Annotated in this window: 21 protein-coding genes and 1 tRNA gene; 14 read left to right on the forward strand and 8 right to left on the reverse strand. The window is 64.7% G+C overall.

The window, feature by feature from the left end:
- The first annotated feature begins 76 nt into the window (after window positions 1–76).
- The 3 genes from P7228_RS02510 (at window position 77) to P7228_RS02520 (ending at window position 2460) form a co-directional block, all read left to right on the forward strand.
- Window positions 77–1396: a replication-associated recombination protein A gene (locus P7228_RS02510; RefSeq protein ID WP_278016649.1), complete on the forward strand. Its 1320-nt coding sequence runs from the start codon at window positions 77–79 to the stop codon at window positions 1394–1396.
- Window positions 1393–2280, forward strand: coding sequence for a hypothetical protein (locus P7228_RS02515; protein WP_278016650.1), 888 nt, complete (start codon window positions 1393–1395; stop codon window positions 2278–2280). The genes P7228_RS02510 and P7228_RS02515 overlap by 4 nt, the downstream gene beginning before the upstream one ends.
- Window positions 2281–2384: 104 nt before the next feature.
- Window positions 2385–2460 (forward strand) — tRNA-Thr (locus tag P7228_RS02520).
- Window positions 2461–2482: 22 nt separating this feature from the next.
- Here the strand turns inward: P7228_RS02520 and putA are convergent.
- Window positions 2483–6019 carry a bifunctional proline dehydrogenase/L-glutamate gamma-semialdehyde dehydrogenase PutA gene (putA, locus tag P7228_RS02525; protein ID WP_278016651.1) on the reverse strand — a complete coding sequence of 1179 codons (3537 nt, stop codon included), beginning with the start codon at window positions 6017–6019 and terminating at the stop codon, window positions 2483–2485.
- A gap of 118 nt (window positions 6020–6137) precedes the next feature.
- On the opposite strand from putA, the gene P7228_RS02530 reads away from it, so the two are divergent.
- Window positions 6138–6611 (forward strand): Lrp/AsnC family transcriptional regulator, encoded by a 474-nt coding sequence (locus P7228_RS02530; RefSeq protein ID WP_278016652.1) that lies wholly within the window; start codon window positions 6138–6140, stop codon window positions 6609–6611.
- Here the strand turns inward: P7228_RS02530 and putP are convergent.
- The gene (gene putP / locus P7228_RS02535) at window positions 6608–8107 is read right to left on the reverse strand and encodes a sodium/proline symporter PutP (RefSeq protein ID WP_278016653.1); all 1500 of its coding nucleotides are present in this window, start codon (window positions 8105–8107) and stop codon (window positions 6608–6610) included. The genes P7228_RS02530 and putP overlap by 4 nt on opposite strands.
- A 72-nt stretch (window positions 8108–8179) precedes the next feature.
- On the reverse strand, window positions 8180–8638 hold the full coding sequence (gene queF / locus P7228_RS02540) for a preQ(1) synthase (protein ID WP_278016654.1): 459 nt from the start codon (window positions 8636–8638) through the stop codon (window positions 8180–8182).
- Window positions 8639–8747: 109 nt separating this feature from the next.
- Between queF and P7228_RS02545 the strand changes: the two genes are divergently transcribed.
- The 10 genes from P7228_RS02545 to P7228_RS02590 all read left to right on the forward strand — a co-directional run bounded on the left by P7228_RS02545 (window position 8748) and on the right by P7228_RS02590 (window position 18216).
- Window positions 8748–9842, forward strand: a complete 1095-nt coding sequence (locus tag P7228_RS02545) for a hypothetical protein (protein WP_278016655.1) — start codon at window positions 8748–8750, stop codon at window positions 9840–9842.
- Between the two features lie 66 nt (window positions 9843–9908).
- On the forward strand, window positions 9909–10754 hold the full coding sequence (locus tag P7228_RS02550; RefSeq protein ID WP_278016656.1) for a sulfurtransferase: 846 nt from the start codon (window positions 9909–9911) through the stop codon (window positions 10752–10754).
- On the forward strand, window positions 10751–11968 hold the full coding sequence (metC, locus tag P7228_RS02555) for a cystathionine beta-lyase (RefSeq protein ID WP_278016657.1): 1218 nt from the start codon (window positions 10751–10753) through the stop codon (window positions 11966–11968). The genes P7228_RS02550 and metC overlap by 4 nt, the downstream gene beginning before the upstream one ends.
- Window positions 11965–13032: a mechanosensitive ion channel family protein gene (locus P7228_RS02560; RefSeq protein ID WP_278016658.1), complete on the forward strand. Its 1068-nt coding sequence runs from the start codon at window positions 11965–11967 to the stop codon at window positions 13030–13032. The genes metC and P7228_RS02560 overlap by 4 nt, the downstream gene beginning before the upstream one ends.
- Window positions 13033–13129: 97 nt before the next feature.
- Window positions 13130–13909 (forward strand): uroporphyrinogen-III C-methyltransferase, encoded by a 780-nt coding sequence (gene cobA / locus P7228_RS02565; protein WP_278016659.1) that lies wholly within the window; start codon window positions 13130–13132, stop codon window positions 13907–13909.
- Window positions 13906–14202, forward strand: coding sequence for a DUF2849 domain-containing protein (locus tag P7228_RS02570; protein ID WP_278016660.1), 297 nt, complete (start codon window positions 13906–13908; stop codon window positions 14200–14202). The genes cobA and P7228_RS02570 overlap by 4 nt, the downstream gene beginning before the upstream one ends.
- Window positions 14202–15833, forward strand: a complete 1632-nt coding sequence (locus P7228_RS02575; protein ID WP_278016661.1) for a nitrite/sulfite reductase — start codon at window positions 14202–14204, stop codon at window positions 15831–15833. The genes P7228_RS02570 and P7228_RS02575 overlap by 1 nt, the downstream gene beginning before the upstream one ends.
- Before the next feature lie 38 nt (window positions 15834–15871).
- Window positions 15872–16351, forward strand: a complete 480-nt coding sequence (locus P7228_RS02580; protein WP_278016662.1) for a DUF934 domain-containing protein — start codon at window positions 15872–15874, stop codon at window positions 16349–16351.
- A complete protein-coding gene (locus tag P7228_RS02585; RefSeq protein WP_278016663.1) occupies window positions 16332–17129 on the forward strand; it encodes a phosphoadenylyl-sulfate reductase in 798 nt (265 codons plus the stop codon). Before P7228_RS02580 ends, P7228_RS02585 begins: the two co-directional genes overlap by 20 nt.
- A gap of 307 nt (window positions 17130–17436) precedes the next feature.
- Window positions 17437–18216 (forward strand): HupA family protein, encoded by a 780-nt coding sequence (locus tag P7228_RS02590; RefSeq protein ID WP_278016664.1) that lies wholly within the window; start codon window positions 17437–17439, stop codon window positions 18214–18216.
- Window positions 18217–18287: 71 nt separating this feature from the next.
- Here the strand turns inward: P7228_RS02590 and P7228_RS02595 are convergent, their stop codons facing one another.
- From P7228_RS02595 to P7228_RS02615, 5 genes are all read right to left on the reverse strand, one after another.
- Window positions 18288–18692, reverse strand: a complete 405-nt coding sequence (locus tag P7228_RS02595) for a hypothetical protein (protein WP_278016665.1) — start codon at window positions 18690–18692, stop codon at window positions 18288–18290.
- Window positions 18693–18795: 103 nt separating this feature from the next.
- The gene (locus tag P7228_RS02600; RefSeq protein ID WP_278016666.1) at window positions 18796–19734 is read right to left on the reverse strand and encodes an NAD-dependent epimerase/dehydratase family protein; all 939 of its coding nucleotides are present in this window, start codon (window positions 19732–19734) and stop codon (window positions 18796–18798) included.
- Window positions 19731–20846, reverse strand: coding sequence for a glutamate 5-kinase (gene proB, locus P7228_RS02605; RefSeq protein ID WP_278016667.1), 1116 nt, complete (start codon window positions 20844–20846; stop codon window positions 19731–19733). Before proB ends, P7228_RS02600 begins: the two co-directional genes overlap by 4 nt.
- 65 nt (window positions 20847–20911) lie before the next feature.
- Complete coding sequence (gene cgtA / locus P7228_RS02610) at window positions 20912–21985, reverse strand: Obg family GTPase CgtA (RefSeq protein ID WP_278016668.1); 1074 nt, start codon at window positions 21983–21985, stop codon at window positions 20912–20914.
- Window positions 21986–22025: 40 nt separating this feature from the next.
- The gene (locus P7228_RS02615) at window positions 22026–23933 is read right to left on the reverse strand and encodes a TonB-dependent receptor plug domain-containing protein (protein ID WP_278016669.1); all 1908 of its coding nucleotides are present in this window, start codon (window positions 23931–23933) and stop codon (window positions 22026–22028) included.
- Window positions 23934–24001 lie beyond the last annotated feature (68 nt).

The following is a 24001-nucleotide window of genomic DNA, read 5'->3' on the forward strand; positions in this document are numbered from 1 at the left end:
TCTACGATATATCTTAGATGCAACTTGGCAAGTGCCGTGTGGATTTATCCGACGAACGCCTTACATCGATCCACCAATGGCCGACCTGTTTGCCGATGACGCTCCCCCGCCCGCGCGGAACGACGAGCCGCGCGAGGATGCGCCGCTGGCCGATCGCCTGCGGCCGCGTTCGCTGGTCGAGATTATCGGGCAGGAGCACCTGACCGGCCCCGAAGGTGCGATCGGGCGCATGGTCGCCGCCGGTCGCCTCTCTTCGATGATCCTGTGGGGCCCGCCCGGCACCGGCAAGACCTCCATCGCGCGGCTGCTCGCCGATGCCGTGGGAATGCGCTTCGTCGCGGTGAGCGCGGTGTTTTCGGGCGTCGCCGATCTCAAGAAAGCCTTTGCCGAGGCCGACCGCGCCGCCCAGGCGGGGCAAAAGACCCTGCTGTTCGTGGACGAGATCCACCGCTTCAACCGCGCGCAACAGGACGGATTTCTCCCGTTTGTCGAGCGCGGCACGGTGACGCTGGTCGGTGCGACCACCGAGAACCCCAGCTTCGAACTCAACGCCGCGCTGCTGAGCCGCGCGCAGGTGCTGATCCTCGAACGGCTCGACAGCGAGGCGCTGGGCAAGCTGCTCGACCGCGCCGAGGCTCTCGAAGGCGCCCTACCCCTCACCGGCGAAGCGCGCGCGGCCCTCGTCGCCAGCGCCGATGGCGACGGACGTTTCCTGCTCAACCAGGCCGAAACACTCTACAACGCGCAGATCGCGGAACCCCTCGACCCCGCAGCGCTCGGCAAGTTCCTCCAGCGCCGGGTAGCGGTCTACGACAAGGACCGCGAAGGGCACTACAACCTCATCAGCGCGCTCCATAAGAGCCTGCGCGGCAGCGACCCGCAGGCCGCGCTCTACTACCTCGCGCGCATGCTGACAGCCGGCGAAGAGCCGCTCTACGTGCTGCGTCGCCTCGTCCGCTTTGCGAGCGAGGATATCGGCCTCGCCGATCCCAATGCGCTGGTGCAATGCCTCGCGGCGAAGGACGCCTACGATTTCCTCGGTTCGCCCGAGGGCGAGCTGGCGGTGGTCCAGGCCTGCCTCTATTGCGCCACCGCGCCCAAATCGAACGCCGCCTATGCCGCGCAGAAGGCCGCGTTCAAGTCCGCCCGCGAAACCGGCAGCCTGATGCCGCCGCAGAGCATCCTCAATGCACCGACCAAGCTGATGAAGGAGATCGGCTATGGCCAGGGTTACGCCTACGACCACGACGCCGACGAAGGCTTCTCGGGCGCGAATTACTGGCCTGAAGGCATGGAACCGCAGACCTATTACACCCCGGTCGAACGCGGGTTTGAGCGCAAGGTGAAAGAGCGCATCGAATATTGGGACAAGCTGCGGCGCGAACGCGGCCAGTGAGATCGCCGCGCTTCACCCATTTCCTCGCCATCGACTGGTCGGGCGCGAAGGGCGAGCGGCACAAGGGGATCGCGCTGGGGCTGGCGCATGCCGATGGCGGCCCGCCGGTGCTGGTCGAACCGCCGCCACGCGGATGGGCACGCGAGGAGGTTCTCGCCATCCTGCTCGACCTCCCTCAAGACACGCTGGTCGGGATGGACCTTGGCATTTCGTTACCCTTCGCCGATGCGGGCGCCTTCTTTCCGGGTTGGGACGACAGCCCACGGGATGCACGCTCGCTGTGGCGATTGATCGACGATATCTGTGCCTGCGATCCGCATCTCGAGGCGTCGAGTTTCGTTACCCATCCAGAAGCGCGACGCCACTTCCGCCATGGCAGGGATGATGAGGGCAAGTATTTCCACCTGGCCGGTGCCGCGACCCGCGAGGGGCGCTTTCGCCGTGCCGAGGCAGCGCAGCGCCAGCAAGGGTGCCGCCCCGTGAGCAATTTCAACCTCGTCGGCGCGGCGCAGGTCGGCAAGAGCTCGCTCACCGGGATGCGATTGCTGCACCGTCTGGCCGGGCAAGTGCCGGTATGGCCGGTCGACCCGCTCCCCGATTCCGGTTCGGCCATCGTCGAAATCTACACTTCGCTCGCGGCGAAAGAGGCGGGAGTCGGCGCCAATCGCAGCAAGATCAGGACGTTCGAGGACCTGAACATCGCGCTCGCCACCTGGGAGGTGCCGCCGGTGCGCGGCGAAGGCCCGCTCGACGATCATTCCTCCGACGCACTGATCACTGCCGCCTGGCTACGCCGCGTCGCTCACGATCCTGCGCGCTGGCGACCGGCTGGGCTTACCCGCGAGATTGCGCGCACAGAGGGCTGGACATTCGGCGCATATTAGTTTGCCCTACCGCTTCGCTACTTGAGGGCGAGAAAACTTTGCACTAGGGGACCGCTTCCTGATTCCCGTCCTCAAATAACGCAGTGATAGGACGAGAAAACAACGCCGGCTTAGCTCAGTTGGTAGAGCAGTTGATTTGTAATCATCAGGTCGCGGGTTCGACTCCTGCAGCCGGCACCATCTCCCTCGATCTCCGCACAGTCTAGGCGACAGCCATCAGGCTGGCATTGCCGCCTGCCGCAGTAGTGTCGATCGAGACCGAGACTTCTTCGAGCAGCCAGTCGGTCCGATAGGGCCTTTCCGCACCGCCCAATTGCACGATGGGGATCGGCCCCGCCTTTGCTGCGATCTGGCGCAGGTGATCGCGTATATCCGTGCCAGCGTCTTCGACCAGCACCTGCGCGAAGGGCGCTACGGTAGTCCAGTCGGACACCCACTCGACCTGGACGCAATTTCCGTCAAGAAGTCCCTCGGCAATGCGCCGGGTCAGCTCGTCATCCGGCAGGACCGGGGTGTTCCCGGTCGCCCGGACAGCCTCCAGTTGCGCCTCGAGCCCGGGCCGCGTCGCGGCCAGCAGCAGCACTCGCCCACGCGGGTGGACAGAGTAGATGTTCCGTTCGCCGACCGGCCCCGGCAGCTCCACCGCCTGCCCCAGCGCCGGGGCCTGGCTCGCGGCGCCATTGACCAGCCGCCCGAGATAGAGCGGCCCGCCGGCCTTGGGCCCGGTGCCCGATAGCCCGCGCCCGCCGAAGGGCTGGACGCCGACGATCGCGCCGATGACGTTGCGGTTGACGTAGATATTGCCGACCTCGGCCGCGGCTGTGACCGCAGCGATTGTCTCGTCGATCCGGCTGTGCAGTCCGAATGTGAGGCCATAGCCGGTGGCGTTGATCTGGCGCAGCACCTCGTCGAGGTCGCGGCGGCGATAGCGCAGCACATGCAGCACCGGTCCGAACACTTCCCGGCCAAGTTGCCCGATATCGCTGATCTCGATAATCGTCGGCGCGACGAAGGTGCCATGCGCTGTATTGTCGCCGAGTTCGAGCTGTTCGACCTTGTGCCCGGCCGCGCGCATGCGCTCGACATGATCGCAGATCGTATCGCGTGCCTCGGCGGTGATCACCGGACCGACATCAATGCGCAGCTCGTCCGTCGGCCCGACGCGCAATTCGGCGAGCGCCCCGTGCAGCATCTCCATCAGCTCGTCGGCAATATCCTGCTGGACGCACAGAATGCGCAGTGCCGAACAGCGCTGACCCGCGCTGTCGAAGGCGCTGGCAATGACATCGCGCACCACCTGTTCCGGTAGGGCCGAACTGTCGACCACCATGGCGTTCTGGCCGCCGGTCTCGGCGATCAGCGGAATCGGTGCCCCGTCGGGCAGCACGCGCTCGGCAAGTTGCGCCTGGATCAGCTTGGCGACCTCGGTCGATCCGGTGAAGATGACCCCGCAGGTCTGCGGCGCGCCGACCAGCGCAGCGCCGATCGCGCCCGCGCCCGGGACCAGCTGCAACACTTCCTGCGGCACGCCCGCCTGGTGGAGGATATCGACTGCCTGCGCGGCGATCAGCGGCGTCTCCTCCGCCGGCTTGGCCAGCACCGTGTTGCCTGCCACCAGTGCAGCGGCAACCTGGCCGGTGAAGATCGCCAGCGGGAAGTTCCACGGGCTGATACAGACCATCGGGCCGACTGCTTGGGCGCCCGACAGCCCCTCGCGCGCCTGCTGGGCATAGTAGCGCAGGAAATCGACTGCCTCGCGTACCTCGGCAATGGCATTGGCGGCAGACTTGCCCGCCTCGCGCATGATCAGGCCGAGCAGCAGCTCCATCTTCGCTTCGAGCGCGTCGGCGGCGCGATCGAGGCAGGCTGCCCGGTCGGCGACCGGGGTCGCAGCCCAGTCGGCAAAGGCTTGCTGTGCGGTTTCCGTTGCCTGCAGCGCCTGCTGCTCGGTCGCCCAGGTGACATGGCCGACCACATCGCGATTATCGGCAGGATTGGTCACGGGTTCAGTTGCATCCCCGGCCCCGAACGTCGGTCCCGCACGCCAATCGACGCCCGCGCTCTCGCGCAGGCTGGCCGAAAGGTCTTCGAGCACGGCTTCGTTCGACAGATCGAGCCCCCGCGAGTTCTCGCGCCCCGGATAGAGCTTGCGCGGGAGCCTGATCAGAGGATGGGTCGACCCGGGCGGATCGATCGCCGCGGCTTCGTCGACCGGATCGACCGCCAGATCCGCGACCGAGACGTCCTCGTCCCAGATGCGATTGACGAAGGAAGAATTGGCGCCGTTCTCGAGCAGGCGCCGCACGAGATAGGCGAGCAAGGTCTCATGCGTCCCGACCGGGGCATAAATACGGCACGGCCGGTCGAGCTTGTCCTCGCCGACCACCTCTTCATAGAGCGCTTCGCCCATGCCGTGGAGGCACTGGAATTCGTAATCTCCGGTGACGAAAGCATCGCCTGCCAGGTGATAGATGGTCGCCAGCGTCTGCGCATTGTGTGTCGCGAACTGCGGGAACACGTGGCTCCGTGCAGCGAGCAGCTTGCGGGCGCAGGCGATGTAGCTGACATCGGTGTGGACCTTGCGCGTGTAAACCGGAAAGTCGGCCAGCCCCTCAACCTGGGCGCGCTTGACCTCGCTGTCCCAATAGGCGCCCTTGACCAGCCGTACCATGATCCGGTGGCCCGAGCGCTGAGCAAGGTCGACGATCCAGTCGATCACGAAGGGGCAACGCTTGCCATAGGCCTGCACGACGAAGCCCAGCCCCTGCCAACCGGCAAGCTCGGGATCGAACGCCAGGGCCTCGAGAATGTCGAGCGACAGTTCGAGCCGGTCTGCCTCTTCCGCATCAATGTTGAACCCGATGTCATAGCCCTTCGACATCAGCGCGAGCGCGCGCACCTTGGGCAGCAGCTCGCCCATGACGCGGTCGGCCTGCGCCCGCTGGTAGCGCGGGTGGAGTGCCGAGAGCTTGATCGAGATGCCTGGCCCTTCATAGACGCCGCGCCCGGCCGCAGCCTTGCCGATGGCGTGGATCGCGCGTTCGTAGTCGGCATAGTACCGCTCTGCATCGTGCATCGTCATCGCCGCTTCGCCGAGCATGTCGTAGCTGTAGCTGAAGCCCAGCTCTTCCTGCTTGCGGGCGCGCCTCAGCGCCTCGGCGATGGTCTCACCGGTGACGAACTGCTCGCCCATCATCTCCATCGCCATGTTCACGCCGCTGCGGATCACCGGTTCGCCCGCCCGCTTGATCAAGGCATTGAGCGATGCGCCGAGCCCTTGCTCCTGCACCGGGGTCACCAGCTTGCCCGAGACGACGAGGCCCCAGGTCGCGGCGTTGACGAAGATCGACCGGCCGTCGCCAAGGTGCGAACGCCAGTCGCCGCGTGCGATCTTGTCGCGAATCAGGGCATCGCGGGTCGCATTGTCGGGCACGCGCAGCAAAGCTTCGGCGAGGCACATCAGCGCGACGCCTTCTTCGCTCGACAGCGAGTACTCCTTGACCAGGCCTTCGACCCCGCCGCGCTGGCCCTTCTTGCGGAGGCGCTCCACCAGTCGCCGGGCGGTCTGCGCAATCTCCTCGCGCAGATCCTGCGGCAGGCGCGCCGCCTCGATCAGTGGCAGGACCGCTTCGGGCTCGGGCAATCGGTATGCGATGGTGATGGCGCGACGCAGCGGCGTGGCCGCGCTGATCGGTGGGGCGAAACGAGCAAACGGCAAGCGCGAAGCGGACTCGGTCAACGGCGCAATCCTTGAAGGGGGCAATGCGCGATATTACTGCGATCGTTCTAGGCATTTCGGCTAAATATGCATAAGGTTCGATCGCCTGGCGCCAAAATCGATCACGTGAGCGTGCTATATGTCTATCAATTTTGCACTGGATAGTCGTTTCGACCGTATCGATCGGCGTATCGTCGAGGAATTGCGCGTTGACGGCCGGATTACCGTCACCGAACTTGCCCAGCGGGTCGGGCTATCCAAGACGCCGTGCCAGTTGCGATTGAAACGGCTGATCCAGAGCGGCTGCATTCGCGGCTTCCGCGCAGTTGTCGATTTCCGCATGCTGGGCGAGGCGCATGTCGCCTTTGCCGAGGTAAAGCTCAGCGACACGCGCGAGAAGGCGCTGGCGGAATTTCGGCAGGGGGTCAGCCGGATCCGGGAAGTCGAGGAATGCCACATGATCGCGGGAAATTTCGATTACCTGCTCAAGGTCAGGACTTCGGATATCGCCGCCTACCGTGAAGTCTTGGGCGAGAAGATCTCCAGCCTGCCGCACGTCGCCAGCACATCAAGCTTCGTGGTCATGGAAACAGTGGTCGACGATACCGGTTAGCTTGTGCCCTCGGCCTGATCGGGCTGCACGCCCGCCGCAGCCTGCGTCGCTCGACTGACGAGAACGATCGCCAGCCATGCCGCGACGAAGCCCGGAATGATCTCGTAAATCCGGGGATCGCCCAGAGGCTTGCCGTCAGGGCCGGGCGATATCCAGAGAATCACCACCGCCGCGCCGGTCACCAGCCCTGCAACCGCCCCCGCTCCTGTCATTCGCTTCCAGGTGAGCGAGAGAATGATCAGGGGACCGAAAGCCGCGCCAAACCCGGCCCAGGCATTGGATACCAAGCCCAGCACCTCGCTGTCAGGATCGGCAGCGATGGCAATCGCGCCCAGCGCCACCAGCAGCACGCACAGCCGCCCGACATTGACCATCTCGCGCTCGCTCGCCTGCTTGCGGAAGAACAGGCGATAGAAGTCCTCGGTCAGCGAACTGGAAGCAACCAGCAGTTGCGATGAAATCGTGCTCATGATCGCGGCTAGCAGCGCCGCCAGCAGGAAGCCGGTCACCAGCGGGTGGAACAGCAGGCCGGCCAGCACGATGAAAATCGTTTCCGGATCTTCGACCACCAGCCCATTGCGCTCGACATAGGCGCGGCCCGCAATCCCCACCCCGATCGCGCCGAGCAGGGCGACGCCCATCCAGGTCATGCCGATGTTGCGCGCGGTCGGCACGTCAGCGACGCTGCGGATCGCCATGAAGCGCACGATGATGTGCGGCTGCCCGAAATAGCCAAGCCCCCAGGTCACCGCGGAAAGAAACCCGATGAAGGTCAGTCCTTCGGTCAGGCTGAGGAAACCCGCCTGCGGCACCGCCGCTATCGATGCACCCGAGGCCCCGCCCGGACCGAACATCACCACCAGCGGCATCAGTACCAGCGCCACGACCATGATGCAGCCCTGGACAAAGTCGGTCAGACTCACTGCCAGGAACCCACCCACCATCGTATAGGCCAGGACCACGCCTGCTGTGATCCATACGCCGAGCATGTAGTCGCTCATCCCGACGCCGAGATTGTCGAGTAGCGCGGGGAACGCGGTTTCGAACAACTTGCCGCCGCCGACCAGGCCGGCAGCCGTATATACCGCGAAGAAGGTGACGATGATCACCGCGCTTGCGAGGCGCAGCGTGACCGCCTTGTCAGGGAAGCGGTTGGCAAGGAATTCGGGGATGGTCAGCGCATTGCCATAGCTGACGGTTTGTTCGCGCAGGCGCGGCGCGACAACGATCCAGTTGACCAGAGCGCCGACGAACAGGCCGATACCGATCCACGCTTCGACCAGCCCCGCTGCATAGAGCGCTCCGGGCAAGCCGAGCAGCAGCCAGCCCGACATGTCCGATGCGCCCGCCGACAGCGCCGCTACAGCAGGAGAAAGTTGCCTGCCGCCGAGCAAGTATCCCTCGCTATCGGCCGTCGACTTTCGCCAGGCGTAGAGCCCGATGGCGAGCATCAGGATAAAATAGAGCGTGAGCGAAATCAGCGTGCCGGTTGCCATCCAGCATGCATAATCGGTTGCGACTGCTTGTCACAGGTATCCCAGGGTCTGAATCCCCCGGTGTGACTGTGCCTAACCGCGCCCGCGATAGGGTGCGACACCCTGATCGGGTACCCATAGTCCTTCGGGGGCAGCACCGGTCTGCCAGAAGACGTCGATCGGAATCCCCCCTCGGGGGTACCAGTAACCGCCGATACGCAGCCATCTGGGCTTCATCTCGTCGGCCAACCGTTGGCCGATCCCGACGGTCACATCCTCATGAAAACCGCTGTGATTGCGAAACGCGCCGAGGAACAGCTTGAGGCTCTTCGACTCGACGATCGTCTCACCCGGCGCATAGTCGATCACCAAATGCGCGAAATCGGGCTGTCCTGTCACCGGGCAAAGAGACGTGAACTCGGGCGCGGCAAAGCGCACGAGATACAGCGTACCCGTGCGCGGATTGGGCACGTAATCCAGCTTCGCCTCCTCGGGAGACGCGGGAGGCGCGCTGGTCTGGCCCAGGTGCAGGGTTTGGGGTGTGTCACTCATGCCGCGCTGTTGCCTCGATCCGTCGCGTAGCGCAAGAGAGCGGCTGGACGCGCCGAATTCAGAGCCTATTCAGCGCCGACATCGTTTTAGACCCGTTTCAGCCTGTTTCATGCGTACCCACTTCGCCTTTTTCCTCGCTGCGATTTCGCTCGCCGCCACGCCGCTCTCCGCGCAAAGTTTCGATTTGCCGCCGGGATCGACACCGACGCCCGACGTAGAGGGGCCGGTCGACGATAGCGGCGTCGTGCCCGTGCGTCCCCGCGCAATACCGACCGACCGACCGACTCCGGCACCTCGAGCCACGAGCTCAGCGCCGACACCGGCACCAACGACCACCCCGACGCCGCGACCGGCGGCTGCCGCTCAGCCCCGCGTTCAACCGATCGCGACTCCCACCCCGCGCGCCACACAGCCGGCGCAAGGCGAGGTCCTGCGCGAGATTCCCCCACCGGTCGAGCCTCCTGCGCCGCAGCCGTTGCCGCCGACGGGTGAGAACCCCGCCGCAATTCCGACGACCGCTGCGGAGCCTGCAGCGCCGCTCACCGAAGTCGCCGACCAGGCCGACGGCGGCCCGATCTGGCCCTGGCTGCTGGGGGCGCTGGTTCTGTTGGTCGCCGTAGGCAGCGGCATTTTCCTGCTGCGGCGCCGTGCGGATGCACCGCCACCGCAGATCGAACGGCCGATCGTGGGCGAACCTGTCGCCGGTTCGCTCCAAGCATCTACGGAAAAGCCTCGTTTCGAACTGATCTTCGAGGTCGAACGGGTGAGCCGCAGCATGATGATGCTGTCGGTGAAATATCACCTCAATATCGCCAATCGCGGCGACCGCGCGTTGCGCGACCTCGCCGTGCATGCCGACATCACCAGCGCCAATCGCGAGGCGTCGGAGACCGCTCAGTTGGCAGGGCCCGACAGCCAGATCGAATTGCTTGAGACGATCGAGCGCATCGGCCCGCACCAGAGCCGCACGATAACCGGCACGCTGCAGGTTCCGCTGCGCGAATTGTCGATCTTCGCGCATGGCAAGCTGCCGGCGGTGGTTCCGCTCGTGCGCGTCCGGGTCGGAAGCGATGCGATCGAACCGGTCGCCCGCACCTTCGTCGTCGGAGTGCCAAGCGATCCCATGGGCAGCCGCTTCCAGCCGCTTTCGCTCGATGGTCCGCCCGGGAGCTATGACGGGGTCCGTGCCAAGGCGCTCGCCTGACCGGATTTTCCCCGGAGTTTCCGTTGCCTCTCGACGCGCAGGCGAGGTCAGTCTACGCCGCAGCAGATGGACACTTTGGTCAGTACGCAGTGGCTTGCCGAGGCGCTGGGCGCGCCCGATCTGGTCGTCGTGGATGCAACCAAGCATCTGCCCGGTGCGGGTCGCGATGAACGGGCCGAATATCTTGCCGGCCATATCCCCGGCGCACGCTTCCTCGATATCGGCAGCCTGGTCGATGCGACTTCACCGGTTCCGTCCGCCCTGCCGCGGCCCGACCAATTGGCCGAGCGGCTCGCCTCTCTTGGCGTTTCGCCCTCGACCCGCGTGGTGTTCTACGATGACAGCGCGGTAAAAACCGCGGCGCGCGCGTGGTATCTCGCGCACGTTCACGGAATGCAGCAGGTCGCAGTGCTCGATGGCGGGCTGGCCAAATGGAAGGCGGAGGAGCGGGCACTGGAGAGCGGCGAGCCGGCGATTGCGCCTGCCCCGCCCTTCGAGCTCCAGCCGCCCGCGTGCATACGCTTCAAATCCGATATGCTCGGCAATGTCGAGAGCGGCGCCGAACAGGTGGTCGATGCGCGTGATGGCGGTCGCTTCAGCGGCGAGACCGTGGACACGATCCACAATCTCCCCACCGGGCACATCCCGGGGTCGCGCAACCTCCCGTTCACCCAGCTCTACAACGCGGACGGCACCTTCCGATCGCGCGACCAATTGCGCGAGCTGTTCGACGCCGCCGGTATCGATCCCGCGCGGCCGGTCACGGCCACTTGCGGCAGCGGCGTGACTGCCTGTGTGTTGCTGCTTGCGATCCACCTGCTTGGTCATAGCGAAACCGCGCTCTATGACGGCAGCTGGAGCGACTGGGGCAGCGATCCTGCGACGCCCAAGGCGACGGGAGCAGCGCAGTGAGCGGCGGAGATGGGGACAAGCAGCACAGGCCAGCGACCCGGCTGGTCGAAGTGGGCCGCAAGCCGGAATGGACCGGCGGACGCGTAGTCAACCCGCCCGTCTATCGCGCCAGCACCCATCTCTATCCCGACGAGGCATCGCGCAAGGCGGAAGGGCCGCGGAACGAGGACGGCCGCTTCTACTACGGCCGCCGCGGCGCCCCGACGCAATGGGCGCTCGCCGAGGCCATCACCGAGCTTGAACCCGGCGCATTCGGCACCACGCTATATCCCAGCGGGGTCGCTGCGATCGCAGGCGCGCTGATGGCTGTACTGCGCCCGGGCGACGTGCTGCTCATTAGCGACAATTCCTACGAGCCGTCGCGGATGATGGCGCAGGGCCTGCTCAAGCGCTGGGAGGTCGAGCACCGTTTCTTCGACCCGCTCGATCTCGACGCCTACGAAGCCGCGTTCTGCGAACGCACCAAGGCGGTATGGCTCGAAAGCCCGGGCAGCCTGACGATGGAAGTGTGCGACATTCCGGCGCTCGCCCGGATCGCGCGCGACAAGGGCGCGGTCAGCCTGCTCGACAACACCTGGGCATCCTCGCTCGGTTTTGCAGGACTTGAAAAAGGCTGCGACATCAGCGTGATGAGCCTGACCAAGCATGTCGGCGGGCATTCCGACCTGATGATGGGTTCGGCCAGTGCAGGCGATAAATTCTATCGCCGGCTGCGGCAGACCAGCCAGCAACTTGGGCAGGTGGTTTCGCCCGACGATGCCTCCCTCGCCTTGCGCGGCCTCAGGACCATGGGCGTTCGCCTTGAGCAATCCACTCGGAGCGCGCTGGCAATTGCCGAATGGCTCGCGGCCCGGCCGGAGGTCGCGCAGGTCCTCTGCCCGCTCCTCCCCGGCGCACCGGGTCACGACCTGTGGCAACGCGATTTCACCGGGGGCTGCGGCCTCTTCAGTTTCATTCTCAAGGGTGCCGACAATGCCGCGCGCGCGCGCTTCGTCGACAAGCTGGAGCTGTTCGGGATTGGCTATAGCTGGGGCGGTTTCGAAAGCCTCGCCATACCCTTCGATCCGGCACACATCCGCGACGCCATGCGATGGCCGCCGGATGGCTGCGATCCCGAAGACGCCCTAGGCATCCGGCTTTCGATCGGGCTAGAAGATCCAGCAGACCTGATCGAAGACCTTGCCCGCGGATTTGCCGCGATGGGAGAAGCATGACCGTCCCGACCACCCCAGAAGGCGCAGCAACACCGACTGCGGAGCCGCCGCAGCCCGGCCAGGCCTGGAGTCTTGGAGCCGAGGCGCCGCAGAAAGAGGAAATCGCGGCGTCCGAGGGGATCAAGGAAGCGGTCGCGTCGAAAAGCGAAACTGCCGCAGGCGTCGTCGACACGCTCGATGCGATGGCGCTGAGCGTGGGGGACATGCGCGTCTCCTTGTGGGATGCGCTTATCGTCTTCGCCATCTTCCTGCTCGTCATCGGCTTTGCCTGGCTGGTAACGCGGGCAAGCCGGTCGGCGCTGCGGCGCATGACCAAGCTCGACAGCACGCAGCAGCTGCTCGCGGAAAAGCTGCTGACGATCGCGATCTGGGGCGCGGCCTTCTTCGTCGGCATCGACTTGCTGGGAATCGACCTTACCGCGCTGGCCGTCTTCTCCGGGGCCTTCGGTCTTGCCATCGGTTTCGGCCTGCAGAAGACCTTCGGCAACCTGATCGCCGGGATAATCCTGCTGATGGACAAGTCGATCAAGCCGGGCGACGTCATCGCGGTGACCGACATGTCGGGGAACGAGACCTTCGGCCAGATCCGCAAGATCGGCATCCGGGCGGTTTCGGTGACCACGCGCGACCAGCGCGAGTATCTGATTCCGAACGAAAACCTGATGGTCAACCAGGTCGAGAACTGGTCCTATTCGTCCAAGAACGTGCGGATGCAGATTCCGGTCGGCGTCAGCTATTCCTGCGATATCGAAGTCGCTGAGGACCTGATGCTGGAGGCAGCTAAGATGAGCAATCGGGTGCTCAAGTCGCCGCCGCCCACTGCCTGGCTCCATGAATATGGCGACAGCTCGGTCAACTTCATCCTGCAGGTCTGGATCAATGATCCCGAAGAAGGCGTCGGCAATATTCGCTCGGCAGTCCTGAAGAACCTGTGGCGGCTATTCGCCGAGAATGATATCGAGATCCCCTTCCCTCAGCGCGATATCAATCTGCGCAACAACAAGCAGTTCGAACGGCTGATCGAAGCGCTCGCTGCGAGGGAAGAAGCACGCTCTAAAAAATAGCTTCTAGGTCTAGAACGCGCTCTTTCAAAAGCATCACTACCCGATCTGCAATCCATTCTCGCTGGAGGGTTGAAGGGCGGCAGCCGATATTCGCCGCATGGCAAATGTCGGAACCATCTACCTCGTCGGCGCGGGCCCGGGCGACCCGGACCTGCTGACATTGAAAGCGGCCCGCCTGATCGAACGGGCCCAGATCATCGTGCACGACGGCTTGGTCGATCCAGCGATCCTTGCGCTCGCCCGAACCGATGCCGAGCTGATCTCGGTCGCCAAGCGCCGCTCCAAACACACGCTGCCGCAGCAGGACATCAACGCATTGCTCGTGCGCGAGGCCAAGGCCGGGCGCGACGTCGTGCGATTGAAGGGCGGCGACCCGCTGATCTTCGGACGCGGAGGCGAGGAAGCGGAAGCTGCCATCGCCGCCGGTGTGCCGGTCGAGATCGTCCCCGGCATTTCCGCCGCCAACGGCGCTGCTGCCGCCGCGCAGATCGCGCTCACCCACCGCGAGGCCTCCAGCATCGTCAGCTTCGTCGCCGGCCAGTGCAAGGGCCTGTCCGAACAGGACTGGACCGGCCTCGCCGGCAAGGGCCGCACGCTCGTGATCTACATGGGCGTGAAGACCGCCCCGCAAATAGCCGAGAAGCTGATGGAAGACGGGCTGGCCCCCGACATGCCCGTCGCCGTGATCGAAAATGCCGCCCGCCCCGAGATGCGCGTGTTGCGCGCACCGCTGGCGGGCCTCCCCGACTTGGTATCACGTGAACGGGTGACCAGTCCCGCCCTGATCATGATCGGCGAGGTCGCTGCGCGATCCCATGACCCCCTGAGTGGCGGCGACCTCGCCCTTGCCGGTCTGGCGCTGGAGGCGGACCTGTGAGGATCCTGACAGGCAACGACCTCAAGACCGGCGCTGTCGTCTGGTGGGATGGCGCAGGCTGGTCGCTCCACGTCGACAACGCCGTCGATGTCGGCGACCGCGCCGAGGAAATCGCCCAGCGCGAGGAGGCGTCGCGCCGCGTCAACGTCCCCTATGCGATCGACGCCACCCGCGACGACAACGGCGTTCGCCCCGCGCATATCAAGGACCGCGTGCGCGCGCTCGGTCCAACCGTCCGCCCTGACCTTACCCTCAAGCCTGCCGATCCGACCATCGGCGACTGGGTGATCTGATGTACCTTTACGACCAATACGACCAGGAAATGGTCGATGCGCGCGTCGCCGAGTTTCGCGACCAGGCACGCCGCCGCCTCGAAGGCAAGCTGTCGGAAGACCAGTTCAAGCCGCTGAGGCTGATGAACGGCCTCTACCTCCAGCTGCACGCTTACATGCTGCGCGTCGCGATCCCCTATGGCACGCTCAATTCGCGCCAGATGCATATGCTGGCCGACATCGCCGACAAGTACGATCGCGGTTACGGCCATTTCACCACGCGCCAGAATATCCAGTACAACTGGATCAAGCTGGAGGACGCTGGCGATATCCTGGCCGATCTCGCCTCGGTCGAGATGCACGCGATCCAGACCAGCGGCAATTGCATCCGCAACATCAGTTCGGACCATTTCGCAGGTGCGACCGCGGACGAGCTGCTCGATCCGCGGCCCTATGCAGAACTGTTGCGCCAATGGTCGAGTTTCCACCCGGAATTCATGTACTTGCCGCGCAAGTTCAAGATCGCGGTGATCGCCTCGGATACCGATCGCGCGGCCATGAAACTGCACGATATCGGCGTCCAGATCGTCAAGAATGATGCGGGCGAACTGGGCGCGGCCTTCTATGTCGGTGGCGGCATGGGCCGCACCCCGATGATTGCGCCCTGCATTCGCGAGTTCGTGCCGCTCGACCAGCTGATCACCTACGCCGAGGCGTGCCTGCGCGTCTACAACCGCTATGGTCGGCGCGACAACAAGTACAAGGCGCGGATCAAGATCCTCGTCCACGAACTGGGCGCGGAGGAATACACTCGTCAGGTCGAGAAGGAATTCGCGCACCTGCTGGACCAGGGCATCGAACCGCCGCTGGCCGAGCTCGAACGGATCAAGACCTTCTTCACCGATCCTGCGTTCGAGGATGGCCCCAAGACCGTCGACCGTTCGGACCCCGACTTCGCGCTGTGGGTCGATCGCAACACCGTCTGCCACAAGCATGACGCCTATGTCAGCGCGGTGATCAGCCTCAAGCCGGTTGGCGGCATTCCAGGCGATGCCAGCGCCGAACAGATGCACCTGATGGCGGAACTCGCCCGGGAATACAGCTTCGACGAATTGCGCGTCATGCACACGCAGAATGTCGTCCTGCCGCATCTGAGGATCGCCGATCTGCAGGCGCTGTGGAGCCGCCTCGACGCGGCCGGCCTGGGTGCGCCCAATCTCGACACGATCGAGGATATCATCGCCTGCCCGGGGCTCGACTATTGCAGCCTCGCCAATGCGCGTTCGATCCCGGTTGCGCAAAAAATCGCGGAGCGGTTCGCTGCGAAGGGCCGGACCGAGGAGCTGGGCGAACTCAAGCTCAAGATCTCGGGCTGCATCAATGCCTGCGGGCATCACCACGCGGGCCACATCGGCATCCTCGGCGTCGATAAGAAGGGCGTCGAGAACTACCAGCTGCTGCTTGGTGGCAGCGAGGCGCAGGACACTTCGCTCGCCAAGATCACCGGCCCCGGCTTCGACGAGGACGGCATCGTCGATGCGGTCGAAAAAGTGACCGAGGTCTATCTGGCGCAGCGCGAGGACGGCGAACGCTTCCTCGATACCTATCGCCGGGTCGGCATGGATAGCTTCAAGGAGGCGCTTTATGGGTGACGATTGGGCCAAGCCACCGGTCGCCAGGGGAGGCGCGCATGGCTGACGATCTCGGCCGCAGCCCCGACGAGGTGCAGTTCCGCTTTCGTGACGACGAGCCGGCCGACCACGGCACGGTGACGGTCGACTCCTTTCTCGACCAGTCGAACGCCAATGCCGTTCGCATCGAACCGGGTGACGATGCCCGCGACCTCTTGCCGCATCTTGACCGGCTGGCGCTGGTCGAGGTGAATTTCCCCAATTTCGGCGACGGACGCGGCTATTCGGCCGCCCGTATTTTGCGCGAAGCGGGCTACGCTGGCGAATTGCGCGCGGTGGGCGATGTGCTGGTCGATCAGCTCAACAATCTGCGTCGCTGCGGGTTCGATGCCTTCGCGCCCGACAAGCCGCTCAACGAGGCCGATGCCAGGGCCGCATTCGACACCTGGCCGCATGTCTACCAGGCAACCACCGACGCGGGCACGCCGATCTGGGCGCTGCGCCACCAAGGAGGAGGCCATGAACAAGCTCGTGACTGAATTCAGGGCGATCGACCGGATCGATACCGGTCCACGCTTTTCCGAGCACGATGCCGTTCGGCTGAACCGCATGTTTCGCGGGTCCTCGACGCAGGAAATGCTCGAGGCGGTGATCCGCGACGGATTGGCGGGTGACATTGCGGCCGTGTCGAGCTTCGGGGCGGAGAGCGCGGTTCTGCTGCACCTCCTTGCCGAAGTCGATCGCTCGATCCCGGTCCTGTTCCTCGAGACCGGCAAGCATTTCCCCGAAACGCTCGAGTACCGGCGCCTGATCGCCGAGCGCCTCGGCCTCACCGATGTGCGCGACCTGACGCCCGAGCCGAACGATCTCGCCACGCAGGACGAAACCGGCCTGCGCTGGTCTTACGATCCTGACGGCTGCTGCGATCTGCGCAAGGTCAGACCGCTGGCCAAGGCGATGGCGGATTTCGACGCCAGCTTTACCGGTCGCAAGTCGTTCCAGTCATCGACGCGCGCGAACTTGCCGCGGTTCGAGATCGACACGTCGGACGAACAGGGTCGCCTCAAGATCAACCCGCTGATCGACTGGGATGCCAGCCAGATCGAGGCCTATTTCATCCAGCACGACCTGCCGCGCCACCCACTGGTGGAGAAGGGCTTTCCGTCGATCGGTTGCAGCCCCTGCACCCACAAGGTCGCGCCCGGCGAAGACCCGCGCTCGGGCCGCTGGAAAGGCTGGGACAAGACCGAATGCGGCATCCACACGCCGCTAACCGAAGACGGCGACTTGCCGCCCGGCTACGAGCCCTTCCTCTAGGAACGCCAGCGCGGTCATTCGATAAAGATCGTGTGACCATCACAAAAAGATCAGCGTTCCTTCGGCGACAAGTGCCGCGGGACGGCAGAGGATTCTTTCCTGCTCCAGATTCGAGGAGGAAAGTATGCGTGTCTCGAAAATCGCCAATCCCATTGGCCTGGTAATTCTTGCGGTCGGCCTCGCGGCTTGCGGAGGCTCGAGTGGCTCGGTGAATTCTGCTTCTGGCGGAAACGTAGTCGCGCCCCCTCCTCCTCCACCGCCACCGCCTCCACCGCCACCTCCCCCGCCACCATTGGGGGACCAGTCGGTGATACTGGCCGATCCGACATCGGCCAGTATCACCGCACTGACGGCCGGTGACGCGGAACAGCAATTCTCGATCGCCTATGACCCCTCGTCAAAGACCTACAGCGTTTCGACATCCGAACTTTCCAACCAGCAGCTGCGTGAGAGCGATTCCTACCCGGCAAGCAAATGGGGGCCCAAATACTTCAACTTCGGACCGGCGAACGACGATAGCTTCTTTCACGTTGTTTCAGTGCCTGACGCCGAGGGCGAAAGGAAATACAGCTACTCCAACGTAGCGCTGTGGGGAAAGGGAACTGGAGCTTATTGGGACGATGCCAGCTACACCGCTTTCGGTCAGGTTACGCCCAATGGTGCTGTCCCGACCGCGGGCAAAGCTACTTATTCGGGCGCGATTTACGGCACCAGCGACATCAGGCTCGAGGATGGGCTGATCGGCGGGACTGTTCCATCGGCAATCTCGGGGTCAGTCAGCCTCGATTTCGACTTCGGGGCGGGTAAGCTCTCAGGCTCGATCACTCCCGAACTCATCGAGTGGGAAGATTTCCCGCTCGCAACATTGTTCTTTACCGAAACGGTGTTCTCGGTCGGATCGCAATCCTACGCGGGGAAATTCGATACCACGCTGGAAGGTCCGAATTATTTCACCGGCTTGTTCACCGGGCCGAATGCGCAGGAAACGATCGGCAGATGGGCCTTCCCATTCGAGCGGCCAAGCGATGGCGCGCTGCATAATGCCTGGGGCGTCTGGCTCGCCAGGCCGGATCCATCCAAGCCCTAGGACCTGAAATCAGGCGACGGACCTGCATTCGAGCCGGAGAGGGCGCTCCACAGAACGCCCCCTTCGCCTGGTCACTCGATGGTTGCAATCCGTTCGACGGTCGCGGTCTCTCCATCTGGATCGACCGAAGTCCAAACGCCGTTGGCATCGACCGATTCCTTGTGGCAGCGCTCGGTCGCACCTTCCTCGCTCGAAGTCGTGCAATATTCGCCGGGCTTCTGGACCCAGGTGCCGGTGCGGGTCTCGCCGTCGCCCGACATCGAGGTGTAAGTCCCGTCCGCGCGGACTTCTTCCGTCAGCACCGTCCCGTCTGCGAGCGTGACCTTGAAATTGCCATAGGGCGTTCCGCCGTCGGCAGCCATGACTTCGGCAGCAGGTTCGGCCGCGGCCTCGGTAGCTTCCGGTTCCGCAGCTTGCTCGCCTTGTGAACACGCTGCGACAGTTGCCAGAATAGCTACTGCAATGATTTTCTTCATGATTTCCCCTTCTCGTGATTCGCCGATCCGACAATTGCCGTCATCGCGATTCGCAATCCCGGGGCAACACTATGGAGAGTCCACCAAAAGGTAAACGGCGCGGCTAGAGCCAGCCTTCCTTGCGGTACCACGCTGCGGTCTGCCGCAACCCGACCTCGCCCTCGATCCGGGGCGCCCAGATCGACGTTGGCACCGCCTTGTCGGACCGCGCGACCCAATTGGGGTGACACATGTATCCGACCCGGTCCGCCGTCAGCTTGGCGCCCCCACGGCGGAACAAGCGGTCGAGCCGCGCCGCACCTTCGAGGACGGGTTTGGGCAGATGGGGTGCTAGAACGCGACTTCCCATCGCCTGGCCGATGGCACGCGCCAGTTCCTTGTGGCTCCAGCCGCCCTCGCGCCCGTCGTCTGGCTCGTAGGTTTGCTTGCTCATCGGTCCTGTCGCGGCGCCGTTCGAGGACCCGACGAGCGACAACAGGAGGCGGGCAAGATCGTGGACATGTATGATCGATGTCGCGCCTCGCGGGGGCAGCGGGACCACGCCCCACTTTGCGGTCCTGAACAGTTCGAACATGTCTACATCGCGCGGGCCATAGACCGCTGGCGGGCGCACGATCGTCCAGTCGAGCCCGCTCGCCTTGACCAGTTCCTCGGCCTCGGCTTTCGATGCACCATAGCGTGACAGCTGAGGTTCGCGCGCCGACAGCGAGGATACGAAGACAAAGCGCTTTACCCCGTCGCGTTTCGCCGCGGCAATGACATTGGCTGTGCCCTCGACATTGACTCGTGCGAACTGCGCCGGGTCGGGTGTGTTGGTCAGCCCGGCGATATGGATCACTGCCCTTGCGCCCGCGGCCAGCCGGTCGAGCGCTTTCTGGTCGTGAAGATCGCCCAGCACCCATTCGACCCGCGAGTGCTGGCGATCGCTGTGCTTCCGCGCCAAGGCTTCGATCATCACGCCATTCTCGCCCGCAACGTCGAGCACGGCCTGACCGACGAAGCCCGTCCCGCCGGTAATCGCGATCGGCTGCTCGAGGGTCACAGCAGCACCATGTGATCGCGGTGGATCACTGCCGAGCGCGGCGCATAGCCCAGCCGCTCGGCCTGCTCGTCGGCGCGTTTTCCGGCGATCGCCTGCACCTCGTCCGCGCCATATTCGGCGAGGCCTTGCGCCAGCTTCTCACCCGACAGGGCGATCACGCTGACGAGGTCGCCGCGCTGAAACGCTCCCGATACGCCGACCACGCCCGCAGCGAGGAGGCTCGCCCCGCCCTTCAGCGCCTCGGCGCAACCCTTGTCGACACGGACGGTCCCTTTGGGCGCGATCCGCCCGCCGAGCCAGGCCTTGCGCGCGCCGTCGGCGCGTTGCGGCAGGAACACCGTACCCAGATCCGCGGCGACCGCGTTCGCGATCGGCGATTCCTGCGTGCCGTTGATGATCGCGAGCGTTATTCCCGCCCGCTCGGCGATCTGCGCGGCATGCAGTTTCGAGCGCATTCCGCCCGAACCGAGACCTGAGGAAGAGGCACCGCTCGCCATCGCCAGCACTTCGGGCGTGATGCCATCGACGCGTTCGACCAGCTCCGCGTCCTGCTCGCGCGGATCGCGGTCGTAGAGCCCGTCGACATCGGACAGTAGCAAAACCGCATCGGCGCCCGCGGCCTGCGCCACGCGCGCCGCCAGCCGGTCGTTGTCGCCGAAGCGGATCTCTTCGGTCGCAACGCTGTCGTTTTCGTTCACCACGGGGATTGCACCGGCCTCGATCAGCCGGGCCAAGGTGGCCGAAGCGTTGAGATAGCGCCGCCGATCCTCGAGATCCTCCAGCGTCACGAGCATCTGTGCCGCGGTCATGTCGAACTCGGCCAAGGCGCCCGACCACAGCCGCGCCAGCTCGATCTGTCCGACCGCCGCCGCCGCCTGCGCATCCGCAAGGTTCCGGCGCCCGCCATCGGGCAGGCCCAGCTTGGCCGCGCCCAGCGCAATTGCGCCTGAGCTGACCACGACGATCTCCGGCCCTTCCTGGCGCAGCGCCCACAGATCCTGCGCCAGCATGCTGAGCCAATATTCGCGCGGTTCCCCACGCTCGACCAGCAAGGCGCTGCCGACCTTCACCACCAGGCGGCGACATTTCACGAGATCGGCAAGGCTCTGCATCGCTGCCTCCCTTAGCGAAATTCGCAGCCCGGCGTGAATGACGAAATTCTATCGGCGGCTAAGCCTCAGTCGAGCGGCGACCAATCGTCGACGTCATCACCATGGATATCCTCGACCTCATTGCCCTTGGTTTCGGTATTGGTCCGGTCGGGCAGATATTGCAGCACGGCATCCATCAGCGCTTCGACCCCTTCGCCGGTCGCACCCGAAATCGGGAAGACTTCTTGGGCACCCGCTGCCTTGAGTTCCTGGGTAAAGCCCTCGGCCAGTTCCTTGTCGGCAAGATCGAGCTTGTTGAGCGCGACGAGCCGCGGCTTGTCTTCGAGGCCCGCCCCGTATGCGGCAAGCTCCTCTTCGACCACGCGCATGGCTTCGGCCGGGTCCTGCTCGCCGGTTCCCGATATATCGATCAGATGGATCAGCACCCGGCACCGCTCGATGTGGCCCAGGAAGCGATCACCGATCCCTGCACCCTCTGCCGCCCCTTCGATCAGTCCGGGGATGTCGGCCAGCACGAATTCACGGCCCTTGTGGCGAACCACGCCCAGCTTGGGAATGAGCGTGGTGAAGGCATAGGCGCCGACCTTGGCCTTGGCGTTCGAGACCTGGTTGATGAAGGTCGACTTGCCTGCATTGGGCAGGCCGACGAGACCGACGTCGGCGAGCAGCTTGAGCCGCAGCCACACCCACATCTCCTCGCCCGGAATGCCCGGCTGGTGCTGGCGCGGCGCGCGATTGGTCGCACTCTTGTAGCTGGCATTGCCGCGGCCGCCCAATCCGCCTTCGAGGAAGACTTCGCGCTGGCCGACCTCGGTGAAATCGGCGAGCACTTCCTCCTTGTCTTCCGACAGGATCTGCGTGCCGACCGGGACCTTGATCACGAGATCGGGCGCGCTGGCGCCGGTGCGGTCCTTGCCCTGTCCGTGTTCGCCGCGCTTGGCCTTGAAATGTTGGGTGTAGCGGAAGTCGATCAGCGTGTTGAGGCCAGCCACCGCTTCGAACACGATATCGCCGCCCTTGCCGCCGTTTCCGCCGTCGGGCCCGCCATATTCGATGTATTTCTCGCGGCGAAAACTCACCGCGCCCGGGCCGCCTGCGCCCGATTTCAGATAGATTTTGGCCTGGTCGAGGAAATGCATGGGTGCCCCCTATGCATTTCCTGACCGTTTGGCGAGAGGATTAGAACTGCGCGCGAATGCCGACCGTGGCGGTGCGCCCGGGCGATACGAAGCTGAAGACCTGCTCATAAGTCTCGTCGAACAGGTTCTCGACCCGGCCGAAGACACGGAGATTGCCACTCAATTTGGCTTCCGCCGCGAAGTTCACCAAAGTGAAGTCGTCGAGCCGCTCGGTCACCGGGATGAAGCTCGGGTCGGTGAAGGCGACATCGTCGGTCTCGCCATTGTGCCGGACTATCAGCGTCGCGCTGGCCACATCGCCGGGAGCCGTCCAGTTGAGCGACGCCGATGCGATATTTCCCGGCCGACGGACTTCCTCGACCCCGTTCTCCTCGGCATCGAGCCAGGTATAGGCCGCATCGAGCGTGACCTGCGGTCCCAACCGGGCTTGTGCGGCAAGTTCCAGCCCCTTCCGCTTCGACACCGTGTCTCGATTGGACGGGGTCGCGACGAAAGTCGGGGCGGGGAACGAGGTGAAGATCTCGTCTTCGAGTTCGCTTTCGAAATAGGTCGCCGACAATCTTGCCGTGTCCCCTCCGAACGCCTGGTCGATCCCCACTTCCCAGCCGGTCGACTTTTCGGGCTTGAGGTCCGGGTTGCCGATAAAGCGCCCGTCGACGAAGCCGTAGAGTTCGTAGAAGCCCGGGTTCTTGATTCCGGAGCCGCCCGCCGCTCGCAGCCGTGTTCCTGGCACTACTTCGACCCCGCCGGAGATGCGAAACGTCGTCGCATCGGCAAAGCGGTTGTTGAGATCGCGCCGAATAGCGGCGGAAAAATCGAAGCGATCGCTGGTTGCCTGGTATTCGCCCACCAGGCCGATGTTGCGCGCGTTGCGTTCGCCGGTGAAGGCAAAGCCGAATGGATCGGTGTTGCGAAACTCCTCGCGCTCCCAATCGGCGGCGAATGTCAGCCGATGCGCGAAGGCGGGCCCACCGAAGCCGAGCGAGGAAACATAGGACGCCTTGAGCCGCTGGCCCTTATTGCCTGAATCGCGCGCATTTCCGGCAAATGTATCCCGCGACACATCGGCGATCTGGCCCGAGATATCGTGAGTCCAGCGCCCGTCCAGCACCGCTGCCCGCGCGCCGACGAGCGCATAGATGGACTCGTTCTCGTAAGTCACGCCAGGGCTGTCGATCACCAGGCCAAAGCTCGCGCTGGTCGGGTCGAAATCCTGGTTGTTGAAGTCACCCTCGGTACTGACGTAGCGGCCCACTGCCCGCAGTTCGAGACCGGGTACCAGCTCGGTCGAACCCTTGGCCGACAGCGTCAGCCCATCGCGCCCGATATCGCGTACGCCGCCGCGTGCATTGGGCTCGCCATCGGTGGTCACGAGCGTGACGTGAAGCGCCAGCTCGCCTCCGTCGCCGCACAGCGCCGCGCGTCCCGCGGCATTGAACGTCGAGCGGGTCCCACCTTCGAGATAGGCCGCAACGCCCGGTGCCTCGCAACCGCTGGCAGTGCGGTACGCGATCACGCCGCCGACGGCGTCCGACCCGTAAAGCGCGCTTTGGGCCCCCCGCAGGATCTCGACGCTCGAGGCGATCTCGGCCTGCAGGGTCCCGGCATCGGCCTCACCGTAGAAGGGGCTGGCGGCTTCGATCCCATCGACCAGCAGGAGGACGTGGTTTGCCTCGCTACCGCGCAGGCGCAATTGCGACAGGCCGGGCGATCCTGCGACGGCAACCCCCGGAACATCGCGCAACACATCGGTCAGGTCACGCACCTGCCGCTGCTCGAGCGTTTCGGCGGAAAGGACGCTGACCGAACCTGTATAATCCTCGATCGCGATGCCCTCGTCGGCGCGGCTGCTGCTGACGATGATACGGTCGTCCGGCGCCTCTTCCGCGAGGACGACAGATGGTAGAACGAGCGCAAGCGCACTCGCCACGGTTGTAATTTTTCGCATTATATTCAAACCCTTCGCGCCGGAGCGAAGGCTGGACCTGCCGCCGAGCGGCCTTGAGGAGAACCGGT

It is taken from the genome of Altererythrobacter sp. CAU 1644 (genome assembly GCF_029623755.1).
GTDB classification, from domain to species: Bacteria; Pseudomonadota; Alphaproteobacteria; order Sphingomonadales; family Sphingomonadaceae; genus Erythrobacter; species Erythrobacter arenosus.

What these genes read in the sequence shown, in the direction of transcription:
- P7228_RS02510 (WP_278016649.1), top strand. Translation starts at nt 77, where the DNA reads ATGGCCGACCTGTTTGCCGATGACGCTCCCCCGCCCGCGCGGAACGAC.
- P7228_RS02530 (WP_278016652.1), top strand. Translation starts at nt 6,138, where the DNA reads ATGTCTATCAATTTTGCACTGGATAGTCGTTTCGACCGTATCGATCGG.
- putP (WP_278016653.1), bottom strand. Translation starts at nt 8,107, where the DNA reads ATGGCAACCGGCACGCTGATTTCGCTCACGCTCTATTTTATCCTGATG.
- queF (WP_278016654.1), bottom strand. Translation starts at nt 8,638, where the DNA reads ATGAGTGACACACCCCAAACCCTGCACCTGGGCCAGACCAGCGCGCCT.
- P7228_RS02545 (WP_278016655.1), top strand. Translation starts at nt 8,748, where the DNA reads ATGCGTACCCACTTCGCCTTTTTCCTCGCTGCGATTTCGCTCGCCGCC.
- P7228_RS02550 (WP_278016656.1), top strand. Translation starts at nt 9,909, where the DNA reads ATGGACACTTTGGTCAGTACGCAGTGGCTTGCCGAGGCGCTGGGCGCG.
- P7228_RS02560 (WP_278016658.1), top strand. Translation starts at nt 11,965, where the DNA reads ATGACCGTCCCGACCACCCCAGAAGGCGCAGCAACACCGACTGCGGAG.
- cobA (WP_278016659.1), top strand. Translation starts at nt 13,130, where the DNA reads ATGGCAAATGTCGGAACCATCTACCTCGTCGGCGCGGGCCCGGGCGAC.
- P7228_RS02575 (WP_278016661.1), top strand. Translation starts at nt 14,202, where the DNA reads ATGTACCTTTACGACCAATACGACCAGGAAATGGTCGATGCGCGCGTC.
- P7228_RS02580 (WP_278016662.1), top strand. Translation starts at nt 15,872, where the DNA reads ATGGCTGACGATCTCGGCCGCAGCCCCGACGAGGTGCAGTTCCGCTTT.
- P7228_RS02585 (WP_278016663.1), top strand. Translation starts at nt 16,332, where the DNA reads ATGAACAAGCTCGTGACTGAATTCAGGGCGATCGACCGGATCGATACC.
- P7228_RS02595 (WP_278016665.1), bottom strand. Translation starts at nt 18,692, where the DNA reads ATGAAGAAAATCATTGCAGTAGCTATTCTGGCAACTGTCGCAGCGTGT.
- proB (WP_278016667.1), bottom strand. Translation starts at nt 20,846, where the DNA reads ATGCAGAGCCTTGCCGATCTCGTGAAATGTCGCCGCCTGGTGGTGAAG.
- cgtA (WP_278016668.1), bottom strand. Translation starts at nt 21,985, where the DNA reads ATGCATTTCCTCGACCAGGCCAAAATCTATCTGAAATCGGGCGCAGGC.
- P7228_RS02615 (WP_278016669.1), bottom strand. Translation starts at nt 23,933, where the DNA reads ATGCGAAAAATTACAACCGTGGCGAGTGCGCTTGCGCTCGTTCTACCA.